We start from the raw sequence: 12,952 nt of genomic DNA, 5'->3' as shown, positions 1-12,952 counted from the left end.
GGGCGGGCCGTGCCCGCCGCTGCGCGATCGATAGGCACCGGCCTGGCGCCCACGGGGCGCCCTATGACCACAGCCTTTCTTGGCGAGCTTCGCGTCTTCGCGAGAGTAAGCCATACGGCGTCCAAAGACACCCCCATGGCACGGTTTCGGCCCCGCTCTCGCCTAACCCCCATCGTGGTTCAGGAATTCTCGACCCCGTAACCAGCATCTCACGTGATTTCCATGTTCCCTTGCGTTGCGGTAGCATGGTAGCCGTGCTACCGTGTTTCCACGATACTCGGCTTCAGGGACAGAGGTACCGAAGATATCTTCAACGGGGTGGCGTCGAGGGCTGCCCTTCGGACGTGTCCCCGTTCGTTGTGGCGCGTGGCGTCAAGGAAGCTGGATCTCCTCGATTCGGCGGCATCTTTGCATGATCTGAAAGTGCCTCCCGCAAACCGGCTGGAGGCATTGGCGGGCGATCGCAGGGGGCAGCATAGCGTTCGCATCAACAGGCAATACCGTATCTGCTTCAGGTGGACGCCTTCCGGCCCCGAAGACGTCGAGATCACCGATTACCACTGAGGTGAGAGATGGGACGAATTCCAACCAACAGGCAACCGACACATCCCGGCGAGATGCTGATGGAGGAGTTCCTGCGCCCGATGCAGATAACCCAGCGAGAGCTGGCGGATGCGATTCACGTGCCCTATCAGCGCATCAACGAGCTGGTCAACGGCAAGCGGGGTATCACCCCCAGCACGGCGCTTCGCCTGGCCCGTTTCTTCGGGGTCTCGCCGGATTTGTGGCTCAACCTGCAGAACAGATGGGATCTGTACAAGGCCCGCCAGGCGGAACAGGACGAACTCGACGAAATCCAGGACGTGAAACATTGGCGCAGTATGGCCTAGTGCGAAGCGGGTCTTGCCACGAAGCTCACGAAGGGCACGAAGAAGGCTTGAACATTCATTGCGTGCCTGTTGCGGCATCGGTGGAGAGATTCGGCCGGGGTGCCCTGGTCGGGCTCCGTAAAGATTTCTCTCGCAAAGATCGCGAAGCCCGCAAAGGAAAAACTCGGAAGGGCGGACCGTGCCCGCCGCGGCAGCATCGATACGGATCCGTTGGCGCCCATAGGCACCCCATATTCAGCGCTTTTCTTGGCGGGTTTTGCGACCTTCGCGAGAGAAATCCATACGGTGTCCAACGAAGCCCCGAAGCACGGGTTCGACCCCGCAAACACGTTGATCCACGCATTCGCATCCGGGCAAGTCTGGCCCCTTGTGAACGCGTCGGCCTTTGAAAGAGATGTCTCTCGCCAAGAACGCCAAGCCCGCAAAGGAAAAACTCGGAAGGGCGCCCCGTGGGCGCCGTCTATAGACACCGGACGGCGCCCACGGGGCGCTCCATATTCAGCGCATTTCTTGGCGGGCTTCGCGATCTTTGCGAGAGAAATCTATACGGCGTCCAACGAAGCCCCCGTAGCGCGGGTTCGACCCCGAAAGCGCCTGCGGGGCGGCGCCCATGGGGCGCCCTTCTATGGTCAGCGCTCTTCTTTGCGGGCTTCGCGCCTTCGCGAGAGGAACCGATACGGCGCCGAACGAAGCCCCATACTTCGGACGCAGCCACAACCCCGCCCGACACTGCGAACACTCCGGATCTTTTCTTCTTCGCGCTCCATGGTGAGATATGCGGGCTTGAGGATATGCCCCCCGGCCACTATTCTTGCCGCCAGACAACTCGCGACCACGGAAGGAGGCCATGGAATGAGCCGCAACACGAAAGGACACGATCACGGCTACAAGCTGCTGTTCAGCCACCCCGAGATGGTGGCGGATCTGATCCGCGGCTATGTGCGCGAGCCCTGGGTCGAACGACTTGATTTCTCCACCCTCCACCGCGTCGGCGACGGTTACGTCAGCGATGACCTTCGTGAGCGCGAGGACGACGTGGTCTGGCGGGTGCGCTGGCAAGGCGACGGCCACTGGCTCTACATCTACCTGCTTCTGGAATTCCAGTCCCGGCCCGATCCCTTCATGGCACTGCGGATGCTCACCTACGTGGGGCTCCTTTACGAGGACCTTCGCAAGGGCGATCAGCTGACACCCTCGGGAAGGCTGCCGCCAGTGCTGCCGGTGGTGCTCTACAGCGGAGACCGGCGCTGGGGCGCGGCCACCGATGTGGCTGATCTGATTGAGACCATTCCCGGCGGTCTGGAACATTACCGGCCGCGGATGCGTTACCTGCTGCTCGATGAGAGCCGCCACCGGGACGATCCCTTGCCGGAAGTACGCAATCTGGTCTCGGCGCTGTTTGCACTGGAGAACAGTCGCGAGCCCAGAGACATTGAGCGGGTGCTCGCTCGTCTGGTGGCGTGGCTGGAGTTGCCGCAGCAGATGAGGCTTCGCAGAAGCTTCACTGTATGGATCAAGCGGGTGCTGTTGCCGGCGCGGGTGCCGGGTGTAGACTTTAAGCAGGTGTTGGATCTTCAGGAGGTACGCAGCATGCTGGCCGAGCGAGTAAAGGAGTGGACAATGGACTGGAAGCAGCAGGGCATTGAGGAAGGCCGAAAGGTAGGCATCGAGGAAGGGCGCAAGGAAGGCCGCAAGGAGGGCCGCAAGGAGGGCCGCAAGGAGGGCCGCGAGGAAGGTCTCAAGGAAGGCGAGGCCGCCGTCCTCCTGCGCCTGATCGAGCGCAAGTTCGGTGCTGAGGCGGCCGAGGCCCATCGTGCGCGGATCGACCAGGCGGACGCTGACACGCTGCTTGCCTGGTCCGAGCGCATCCTGACGGCTGAGCGCGTGGAGGAGATCTTTACCTAGAATGACTCTCGCAAAGCCCGCCAAGTCCGCAAAGGAAATCGGATGGGACGGGCCGTGCCCACCGCGGCGGCATCGATAGGCACCGGGCGCCGCCCATGGGGTGCCCTATATTCAGCGCTTTTCTTGGCGGGCTTCGCGTCTTTGCGAGAGAAATCCATACGGTGTCCAACGAAGCCCCCAAGCACGGGTTCGACCCCGAAATCACCTGAAGCCACACAAGCCCTCGATCAAACCCCCGTTTGGCGGCTGCATACCGACCACAGGGCATACCGCCCTTGGTCTCGGCGCCCTCGCGTCGCATAATCACGCAGGTGATTGGAGCGCATGCGCATGAAGCCCTCAACGGAATCAGGATGGAAGGACAATGACGCGGCCCGGAATCTGCGGGTGCAGGTCGCGCGTGCGCGCGAGGTTCGGCAACAGCGCCTGGTGGAAGCCCTGAGGGAGCGTGTTCGCGCAGCTCTCAACGCATCTCCGCCGATCGCCGCCCGGGTCTATCTGTTCGGTTCCTGGGCCACCGGCAACTTTGACGGTGAGTCGGACGTGGACCTGCTCATCATCGCCACCGACGAGTCGGATGTGCGGGAAGCCCAAAGGCGCCTCATGGAGGTGGGCGACGACGTGCTGGCATTCTCCAGGCAGGACTGGGAGCGCCGCGTGAGCGGAAACAGTCCGTTTGTCGAAAGGCTTGTGTCGGAACGGCTGCTCCTGGTCGAGACTGGCAGGGAGGCCGTATGAACCAGTCCACTCGTGCACGTGCATGGCTGGCGCAGGCAGAGAACGATCTGGCCCACGCCCGGCATGCCGTCCAGGGCGGGTTCTTTGCCCAGGCCTGTTACGCGGCACAGCAGGCGGTGGAGAAGGCGCTCAAGGGGCTGCTCCTGCATTCCGGCGGCGAAGCGGGCCGCACACACTCGATCATTGGTCTGCGCAAGGCATTGAAGGAGGGCGGCATCGAGTTGCCGGCGGACGTTCTGTCCCTGGACGAGGCCCAGGACCTCACGCGAATGAACATCGAGACGCGCTATCCCCTGGGAGATGCGGAGGACGCGCCGTTTGAATTGTTCGGCCCGGAACAGGCCGCCCGCGCCATTGCCGTGGCGGACCGTGTTCTGCCTCTCTGTCGGCATGCTATCGGATCCTGAAGGCGTCGTTTACCGCGAAGCGCATGAAGGAAGGTTGAACTGTCGGCGCCTGTGCTCCTTTTCGCATCGGGGTGAGGCTTGACGCCGGTGAACCTGCCGGTCTCTGTAAGAATGTCTCTCGCAAAGACGCGAAGCCCGCAAAGGAATTCGGATAGGGCGGGCCGTGCCCGCCGAGGCGCCCTATGTTCAACGCCTTTCTTGGCGGGCTTCGCGATCCTTGCGAGAGAAATCCATACGGCGCTCCCCGAGGCCCCGGACGCCGGTGCAACCCAGGAAGCACTTCAAACCACGCATTCGCATGTTAAGGACGCTTCCTTGCCGGGCATGGCATCCCGAACTACAATGCAATCATTGATTGCATGAGTGCTTTAAATGGCAAGTATCACCATTCGAAACCTGGACGAACAGTTGAAGGCCCGCCTGCGTATCAGAGCGGCGAGACATCATCGTTCCATGGAGGACGAGGTGCGCGAGTTGCTGCGTGCGGCGCTGGCCGAGGATACGCCCTCGTCCGGGGATCTGGTGGAACGCATTCGGAGTCGCTTCGCTGAGTTCGGTGACGTGGCGTTGGACATCCCGCGCCGCGAGCCCATGCGCGAACCGCCGTTTCCGGGCGGATGATCATCCTCGACACCAACGTGCTCTCTGAACTCATGAGGGCGTCGCCTGACGAAGGCGTCGTCCGGTGGCTCGCGGCTCAGCCCGCCAGCAGTCTGTACACGACCACCGTGGCCCAGGCGGAGATCCTCTACGGGGTCTGCCTGCTGCCCGATGGTCGACGTCGGGATGGGCTGATGACTGCGGTCGAGGACATGTTCGCCGTTGATTTCCGGGGCCGCATCCTGCCTTTCGACAGCGACGCTGCCCATGCGTATGCCCGCATTGCCGTAGGGCGTCGTCAGGCCGGTCGGCCGATCTCCCAATTCGATGCCCAGATCGCCGGGATCGCGCTTTCCCGTGATGCGGGTGTCGCGACGCGTAACGTGACGGATTTCGAGGGATGCGGCGTGCGCCTGTACAACCCTTGGGCGGGAGAGTAGGCGAGCCGGCCTTGGCATGTTAACCGGGGGGCAGCCCGCGGTTCATCTGCATTCAGAGCCTTTCTTGGCGAGCTTCGCGTTCTTTGCGAGAGAAACCCATGTGGTCCTCCCCGAAGCCACGGGCGCCGGTTCAACCCAGGAAACACCTCAAACCACGTATTTGCATCGGGGCAAGGCTCGTCCCTGGTAAACGTGCCGGCCTTTGCAAGAATGACTCTCGCCAAGGCGCCAAGCCCGCAAAGGAAATCCTGATAGGGCGGGCCGTGCCCGCCGCAGCGCCATCGGCACGCGCTCGGCGGCGCCCTATGTTCAACGCCTTTCTTGGCGGGCTTCGCGTCTTCGCGAGAGAAACCCATACGGCGCTCCCCGAAGCCCCGTGGCACGGGTTCGGCCTCGGATACACCTGAAACCACGCAAGCCCCCGATCAAACCCCCTTCGTGCCCTTCGTGAGCTTCGTGGTAAAAACGCCCTTCATGACCCCGCAAGAGCCTTCCCCCTTGGCATCGTGGGGTCGCATACGACCGTTTCGGCGGGCAATGTTATGATGTGACGCTTTTCCCGGCCTGCCGCCGCCGCGGTGGCCGCCGTCGAACGACCGGAGGTCCCAGTCCCCATGCCCGACACCGCGCCCGTGCCTGTCCAGGCCACCCAGCGCATCCGCGAGATCCCCTACAACTACACCTCCTTCTCCGACCGGGAGATCGTCATCCGGTTTCTGGGCGAGGAGATGTGGCATGCGCTCAACGAGCTCAGAGGAGAGCGGCGCACGGGGGTGTCGGCGCGCATGCTGTTCGAGGTGCTGGGCGACATGTGGGTGGTGACCCGCAACCCCTATATCCAGGACGACCTGCTGGACAACCGCAGGCGTCTCACGGCGCTCATCGAGGCCATGGATCATCGCCTGGACCAGATCGTGGCGCGGGCCGACGGCAACGAGCGGGCGTTGGAGCTGGCGGGCCGTGCGCGCGAGGCGGTGCGCCGCTTCGAGGACTGGTTTCCGGAGCAGCGGGCGCTGCGCAAGCGCACCCTGCGCAGGCTCTCGAAGCACACGCGCCGCGACAACATCCACTTCGACGGGTTCGCCCGTGTCTCCCACGTCACGGACGCCACCGACTGGCGCGTGGAGCTGCCCTTCGTGGTGGTGACGCCGGATTCCGAGGCCGAGATGGCTGGTGTCGTGGCGGCCTGCATCGAACTGGGCCTGACGGTGATCCCGCGCGGCGGGGGAACGGGCTACACGGGCGCGGCGGTGCCGCTGGACGAGCGCAGCGCGGTGATCAACACCGAAAAGCTGGAAGGGCTCGGGTCGGTGGAGATGCGTCGCATCCCGGGCGTGGAGGAGTCGGTGCCCACGGTGCGCGCCGAGGCGGGCGTGGTGACGCGGCGCGTCTCGGAACGGGCCGCGGAGGAAGGCCTGGTGTTCGCGGTGGATCCCACGTCCCAGGACGCCTCCACCATCGGCGGCAACATCGCCATGAACGCGGGCGGCAAGAAGGCGGTGCTGTGGGGCACCACCATCGACAATCTCGCCTCCTGGCGCATGGTCACGCCGGATGCCAAATGGCTGGAGGTGGAGCGCGTCGGCCACAACCTGGGCAAGATTCACGATCAGGAGACGGTGCGCTTTCGCATCACCCGCTATTCCGCCGACGGCGTCACCCCCGAGGGTGCGCCCGAGGAGATCAGCGCGCCGGGTCAGTCGTTCCGCAAGCTCGGGCTCGGCAAGGATGTGACCGACAAGCACCTGGGCGGCCTGCCGGGCGTGCAGAAGGAGGGTTGCGACGGGCTGATCACCTCGGCGGTGTTCGTCCTGCACCGCATGCCGAAGCACATCCGGACCGTGTGCCTGGAGTTCTACGGTGACGATCTGCACGAGGCGGTGCCCGCCATCGTGGAGATCAAGGATCGCCTGGACGGCGATCCGCAGGTGAGGCTCTCGGGCCTGGAGCACCTGGACGAGCGCTACGTGCGCGCCGTGCGTTACACGCCCAAGGGCGCGCGCGGCGAACGTCCCAAGATGGTGCTGCTGGCCGATGTCTGTTCCGACGACGAGGATGCCGTGGGGCGGGCCGCCTCCGCGATGGTGCGCCTGGCCAACGCGCGCAATGGCGAGGGCTTCGTCGCGGTCAGCGCGGAGGCGCGCAAGCGATTCTGGTCCGAGCGTGCCCGCACGGCGGCCATCGCCGCCCACACCAACGCCTTCAAGATCAACGAGGACGTGGTGATCCCCCTGGACCGGCTGGCCGAGTACAGCGAGGGCATCGAGCGCATCAACATCGTGCAGTCCATCACCAACAAGCTGCGCATGGTGGCGGAGATGCTGGAGTGCCTGAAGGGGGACCACCCGGAGCTGCGCGAATTGCTGGCCATCGAGAACGACGAGGGCCGGCGCTGGTTTGAAGGCAAGCGCCGTGCCGCCACCCAGCACCTGGAAGGTGTGCAGGCCCGCTGGAAGCTGATCCTCGCCCACCTGGACGAGGATGCCGTGGCGCACGATGCGCTGCTGGACGAGCGTTCGCGCGAGAACCTGCGCCCGGGTGACCGGCTCATCAACCTGCTGCTGCGCCGCAGCCTGCGCATCTCCTACCGCCGCGAGGTCAGCAGACCCCTGTGGGACATCTTCGACGGTCTGGAACTGGAGCCCGTGCGCAAGCGCCTGGAGGCGATTCACGACCGCGTGCTCACCAGCCGACTGTTCGTCGCCCTGCACATGCACGCAGGCGACGGCAACGTGCACACCAATATCCCGGTCAACTCCAACGACTACGCCATGATGCACGAGGCCGAACGCATCGTGGACCAGGTGATGGCGCTGGCGCGGCGTCTGGGCGGCGTGATTTCCGGTGAACACGGCATCGGCATCACCAAGATGCAGTATCTGGAGCCGGCGCAGGTGGACGCCTTCGCCGGCTACAAGCAGCGCGTGGACCCCGAAGGGCGCTTCAACCGCGGCAAGCTGATGCCCGGCTCCGGGCTTGCCAACGCCTACACGCCCAGCCTGCGCCTGGTGCAGCAGGAGGCGCTGATCCTCGAGCAGAGCGAGCTGGGCGCGCTCAACGAGGACATCAAGGATTGCCTGCGTTGCGGCAAGTGCAAGCCCGTGTGCAGCACGCACGTGCCGCGCGCCAACCTGCTGTACTCGCCGCGCAACAAGATCCTGGCCTCCGGACTGATCCTGGAGGCCTTCCTGTACGAGGAGCAGACCCGCCGGGGGCTGTCGCTGCGCCACTTCGACGAGATGAACGACGTGGCGGATCACTGCACCATCTGCCACAAGTGTGAGTCGCCCTGCCCGGTGAACATCGACTTCGGCGATGTGACCATCCGCATGCGCAACATCCTCAAGCAGCGCGGCCGGCGCCGGGTCAAGCCCACCACGCTGGCCTCCATGGCCTTTCTGAACATCAAGGATCCCGCCACCATCAAGCTGATGCGCAGGGTCATGGTGCAATGGGGATACGCGGGCCAGCGCCTGGGGCATGCGCTGTTCCGGCGCCTGGGCCTGCTGAACGGCGCGCGACCGGCTTCCACCACGGGGCGGGCGTCGCTGCCGGCGCAGGTGGTGCACTTCGTGAAAAAACCCATGCCCCCGGGGCTGCCGGCGCGCACCACCCGGGCCATGCTGGGGCTGGAGGATCCGAGCCAGGTCCCCGTGGTCAGGGATCCGGCCAGGGCCGACGAGCCGGGCGACGCCGTGTTCTATTTCCCGGGCTGCGGTTCCGAGCGCCTGTTCAGCCAGGTCGGGCTGGCCACCATCGCCATGCTGTACGACACCGGAGCGAAGACGGTGCTGCCGCCCGGTTACCTGTGCTGCGGTTATCCACAGACATCGGCCGGGGACGTGGACAAGGGCAGGGCCATCACCACCGAGAACCGGGTGCTGTTCCATCGGGTGGCCAACACGCTCAACTATCTGGACATCCGCACGGTGATCGTCTCCTGCGGCACCTGCATGGATCAGTTGCTCAAGTACGAGTTCGGGCAGATCTTTCCGGGCTGCCGCCTGCTGGACATCCACGAGTACCTGATGGAGAAGGGCCTGAGCCTGAAGGGCGTGCCCGGCGTGCAGTACCTGTATCACGACCCCTGCCACACGCCCATGAAGACCCACGCGCCCGTCCAGGTGGCCAGCCGGCTCATGGGCCAGGAAGTGCGCCTCTCCGACCGCTGCTGCGGGGAGGCCGGCACCTTCGCCGTGAGCCGCCCCGACATCGCCACCCAGGTGCGCTTTCGCAAGGAGGAGGAACTGCGCGCGGGCATCCGCGGGTTCACCGGCCGGGACGAGGCCGTGGACGGCGACGTCAAGATGCTGACCTCGTGCCCCGCCTGCCAACAGGGCTTGGCCCGTTACCGGGAAGACACCGGCCTCGACACCGACTACATCGTCGTGGAGATGGCGAACCGGCTGCTGGGCGAGGGATGGCAGGAGCGCTTCATCGAGCGGGCCAGAAGCGGGGGGATTGAGCGGGTGCTTTTGTAAAGGATGAGGGAGGAAGGTTGAAGGATGAGGGGCGTCGGCGGCCTCGATCGGCGATGGCTGTCGGGCTGAAGCCCGACCTACAGGAAGGTATGGGGGATTGTTGTAGGTCGGGCTTCAGCCCGACAGCCATCGCAGAGGATCGTCAACCCATCATGGAGGATGGCGCAATGCCTTATTCATGTCTGCGCAAAGGCCGCGTATCTGTTGCTGGCCAAGTCTATCTGATTACCACCGTAACCCATCGTCGCCACCCTGTGCTTGCCGATCTGCGCGTAGCGCGTCGGGTGGTTCGCGAGATGCGCACCCTTCACGACCGAGGCGACGTGGAATCGCTGGCGTGGGTGCTGATGCCGGATCATCTGCACTGGTTGTTCGGGCTTGGAGACGGTCACTGTCTGGCCGATGCGGTGGGACGGTTCAAGGGGCGAAGCGGGTATATGATCAATCAGCTTCTGGGACGCAGGGGACCCGTTTGGCAGGAGTCGTTCCATGATCATGCGCTCAGGCGGGACGAGGATCTGGCGAGTGTCGCGCGTTATGTGGTGGCCAATCCGCTGCGGGCGGGGATGGTGAAGCGGTTGGGCGATTATGCGCATTGGGATGCGGTGTGGCTGTGAGCACGGGTTTACGGGGCCCTCTCGGGCGGCGCTGTCGGCCTGAAGGCCGACCTACAGGGTGTTACGGGGCGCAATGTAGGTCGGCCTTCAGGCCGACGTCAGTGGCGGATTCTGCCCGGCCGGACTGGGTGTGCTCATCACTTTCTGAACAGCCACAGCACCACCGTCACCACCAGGCTGACCAGGATCATGGTGGTGATCGGGAAGTAGAAGCGGAAGTTCTCCCGTTCGATGACGATGTCGCCGGGCAGGCGTCCGAGGCCCAGCTTGGCGATCCAGGGCCAGGCTAGGCCGATGATGATGAGCAGAATGCCGAGGGTGATGAGGATTCGAGACATGGATGGTCAGTTGTCTGCAGTCTGCAGTCTGCAGTCTGCAGTCTGCAGTCAGCAGTCAGCAGTCAGCAGTCAGCAGTCAGCTGGACAGCCGTGAGCAACGGACCAATGACGGGATTACGGGAGTGTCTTCACGCCGCCGGGGCCGCCGAGGATCAGCACGTCCGCGGGGCGGCGGGCGAAGATGCCTACGGTGACGACGCCGGGGATCCCGTTGATGTGGTCCTCCATGGCGACCGGGTCGCTGATCTGCAGGTTGTCCACGTCCAGGATGACATTGCCGTTGTCCGTGGTGAAGCCGTCGCGCAGCACGGGTTGACCGCCCAGGCGGATCAGTTCGCGGGCAACAAGGGCACGGGCCATGGGGATCACTTCCACCGGCAGCGGGAAGGCACCCAGCATGTCCACCAGCTTGCTTTCGTCAGCAATGCACACGAACCGGTCACTGGCCGCGGCGACGATCTTCTCGCGGGTGAGCGCGCCGCCACCGCCCTTGATCAGGTGCAGTTGGTGGTTTGATTCGTCGGCGCCGTCCACGTAAAGGGGCAGCTGCCCCGCGGTGTTGAGGTCCATCACCTGGATTCCGTGGCCGCGCAGGCGCTGGGCGCTGGCCTCGGAGGAGGCCACAGTGCCGTCGATGCGGTCCTTGAGGTCCGCCAGCAGGTCGATGAAGTGGTTGGCGGTGGATCCGGTGCCCACGCCGACGATCATGCCGGGTTCCACGTATGCAATGGCGGCCTCCGCCGCGGCCTTCTTCATCTGGTCCTGGTTCATGGGGTATCCCTTCGGTTCCTGGTGTGCCGATCTTCGAATCGGGTGATTCCGAGCCGCACGAAGATACAAGAGGCAAGAGACTAGATACAAGTCAGGCAGGCCCCGTCTTTCTTGTATCTTGTCTCTTGCCTCTTGTATCTTCCTGCAATGCCCTTTCCCTATCTAGAGAAGATTCTCACGGCCCGCGTCTATGACGTGGCCCGGGAAACACCCCTGGACCCCATGCCCACCCTGTCCAGGCGGCTCGAGAACACGGTGCTGCTCAAGCGCGAGGACCTCCAGCCGGTCTTCTCCTTCAAGCTGCGCGGTGCCTACAACCGCATCTTCCACCTCACCGAGGAGGAGAAGGCGCGCGGCGTGATCGCCGCATCCGCGGGGAATCATGCCCAGGGGGTCGCGCTCAGCGCCCGGGCGCTCGGTATCCGGGCCGTGATCGTCATGCCCCAGACGACACCGGGTATCAAGGTGGATGCGGTGCGCAGCCTGGGGGGCAAGGCGGTCCTGCACGGGGATTCCTACGACGAGGCCTGCGCCCACGCCGAAGCCCTGATGGAAAAACACGGCTACACCTTCATCCACCCGTTCGACGATCCCTACGTGATTGCGGGGCAGGGGACCGTGGCCATGGAACTGCTGCGCCAGCACCCGGACCCCATCGACGCGGTATTCGTGTGCGTGGGCGGCGGCGGGCTGCTGGCGGGCATGGCCGCCTACATCAAGTCGCTGCGGCCCGACATCCGGGTGATCGGCGTGGAGCCGGACGACGCACCTTCCATGGCGGAGGCGCTCCGGCGCAAGCGGCGCATCGTGCTGGACCAGGTGGGGATCTTCGCCGACGGCGCGGCGGTGCGCCAGGCGGGTGTCGAAACCTACCGTCTGGCACGCAAGTACGTGGACGAGATGATCCTGGTCAGTGCCGACGAGATCTGCGCGGCCATCAAGGACGTGTTCGACGACACCCGCGTGATGGCCGAACCCGCCGGGGCGCTGGCGCTGGCCGGCCTGAAGAAGTACGTGGAGACGCGCGGGGCGACGGGCAAGACCCTCGCCGCAGTGCTCAGCGGCGCCAACATCAACTTCGACCGGCTGCGCTACGTGGCCGAACGGGCGGAACTGGGTGAGCGCCGGGAAGCGCTGTTGGCGGCCACGATACCCGAGCGTCCGGGCAGCTTCCGGGCATTCTGCCGGGCCATCGGCAAGCGCGGCATCACCGAGTTCAACTATCGCTATGCGGATTCCAGCGATGCCCACGTGTTTGTGGGCATCAAGCTCTCGGGCGGCGAGGAGGAGCGCGCCGCCATCCTGGACAGCCTGCGCGGACAGGGTTACGCGCTGGTGGATCTGACCGACAACGAGGTGGCCAAGGCCCACCTGCGGCACATGGTCGGCGGACACGGCGGTGACGTGCGTGACGAACGTGTGTTTCGGTTCGAGTTCCCGGAGCGTCCGGGCGCCTTGCTGAGATTCCTGACCCGCATGGGCCAGGACTGGAACATCAGCCTGTTCCACTACCGCAATCACGGTGCGGCCTACGGTCGGGTGCTGGCGGGCATCCAGGTGCCGGCAGGCGATCGCAAGCGCTTCCAGCGCTTTCTCGATGAACTGGGCTATCCCTACTGGGAAGAGACGGAAAACCCGGTGTACCGGATGTTTCTGGGCTGAACCGGGTTAGAGGGGGCAAGAAACCCTGTGGTGCCGCACCGCACGGGACGGGCACGCTGGAGTCAGGTTGCAGAAAGGCCCGCCGAAGCGGGCCTTTCTGCCA

12 protein-coding genes are annotated in these 12,952 nt (G+C 64.7%); 10 read left to right on the top strand and 2 right to left on the bottom strand.

The features are described 5' to 3' along the window. The first annotated feature begins 273 nt into the window (after positions 1-273). From B1C78_RS08270 to B1C78_RS08230, 9 genes are all read left to right on the top strand, one after another. Positions 274-564, top strand: a complete 291-nt coding sequence (locus B1C78_RS08270; protein WP_077278684.1) for a type II toxin-antitoxin system RelE/ParE family toxin — start codon at positions 274-276, stop codon at positions 562-564. 8 nt (positions 565-572) lie between these two features. Beyond that, entirely contained in the window at positions 573-890 is a 318-nt protein-coding gene (locus B1C78_RS08265; RefSeq protein WP_077278683.1) for a HigA family addiction module antitoxin, read from the top strand. An 852-nt stretch (positions 891-1,742) separates the two neighbouring features. Further along, on the top strand, positions 1,743-2,795 hold the full coding sequence (locus tag B1C78_RS08260; RefSeq protein ID WP_077278682.1) for an Rpn family recombination-promoting nuclease/putative transposase: 1,053 nt from the start codon (positions 1,743-1,745) through the stop codon (positions 2,793-2,795). 330 nt (positions 2,796-3,125) lie between these two features. Next, positions 3,126-3,533, top strand: coding sequence for a nucleotidyltransferase domain-containing protein (locus B1C78_RS08255; RefSeq protein ID WP_175628258.1), 408 nt, complete (start codon positions 3,126-3,128; stop codon positions 3,531-3,533). Beyond that, on the top strand, positions 3,530-3,940 hold the full coding sequence (locus tag B1C78_RS08250) for a HEPN domain-containing protein (RefSeq protein ID WP_077278680.1): 411 nt from the start codon (positions 3,530-3,532) through the stop codon (positions 3,938-3,940). The genes B1C78_RS08255 and B1C78_RS08250 overlap by 4 nt, the downstream gene beginning before the upstream one ends. Before the next feature lie 372 nt (positions 3,941-4,312). Continuing rightward, a complete protein-coding gene (locus B1C78_RS08245) occupies positions 4,313-4,561 on the top strand; it encodes a FitA-like ribbon-helix-helix domain-containing protein (RefSeq protein ID WP_077278679.1) in 249 nt (82 codons plus the stop codon). Then, positions 4,558-4,980 carry a type II toxin-antitoxin system VapC family toxin gene (locus tag B1C78_RS08240; RefSeq protein WP_077278678.1) on the top strand — a complete coding sequence of 141 codons (423 nt, stop codon included), beginning with the start codon at positions 4,558-4,560 and terminating at the stop codon, positions 4,978-4,980. Before B1C78_RS08245 ends, B1C78_RS08240 begins: the two co-directional genes overlap by 4 nt. Positions 4,981-5,594: 614 nt before the next feature. Next, on the top strand, positions 5,595-9,461 hold the full coding sequence (locus tag B1C78_RS08235) for a DUF3683 domain-containing protein (RefSeq protein ID WP_077278677.1): 3,867 nt from the start codon (positions 5,595-5,597) through the stop codon (positions 9,459-9,461). 167 nt (positions 9,462-9,628) lie between these two features. Next, complete coding sequence (locus tag B1C78_RS08230; protein ID WP_077278676.1) at positions 9,629-10,078, top strand: REP-associated tyrosine transposase; 450 nt, start codon at positions 9,629-9,631, stop codon at positions 10,076-10,078. Positions 10,079-10,215: 137 nt separating this feature from the next. Here the strand turns inward: B1C78_RS08230 and B1C78_RS08225 are convergent, their stop codons facing one another. Further along, complete coding sequence (locus B1C78_RS08225) at positions 10,216-10,416, bottom strand: DUF2905 domain-containing protein (RefSeq protein ID WP_077278675.1); 201 nt, start codon at positions 10,414-10,416, stop codon at positions 10,216-10,218. A 114-nt stretch (positions 10,417-10,530) separates the two neighbouring features. Beyond that, on the bottom strand, positions 10,531-11,187 hold the full coding sequence (gene rpiA / locus B1C78_RS08220) for a ribose-5-phosphate isomerase RpiA (protein ID WP_077278674.1): 657 nt from the start codon (positions 11,185-11,187) through the stop codon (positions 10,531-10,533). Positions 11,188-11,334: 147 nt separating this feature from the next. Here rpiA and ilvA point away from each other — a divergent pair, with 147 nt between their 5' ends. Then, entirely contained in the window at positions 11,335-12,849 is a 1,515-nt protein-coding gene (gene ilvA / locus B1C78_RS08215) for a threonine ammonia-lyase, biosynthetic (protein WP_077278673.1), read from the top strand. Positions 12,850-12,952 lie beyond the last annotated feature (103 nt).

It is taken from the genome of Thioalkalivibrio denitrificans (genome assembly GCF_002000365.1).
In the GTDB taxonomy this organism is placed as follows: domain Bacteria; phylum Pseudomonadota; class Gammaproteobacteria; order Ectothiorhodospirales; family Ectothiorhodospiraceae; genus Thioalkalivibrio_A; species Thioalkalivibrio_A denitrificans.
Note: the sequence above shows the minus strand (reverse complement) of the source record. Positions and strands in the feature narration are given on the sequence as shown.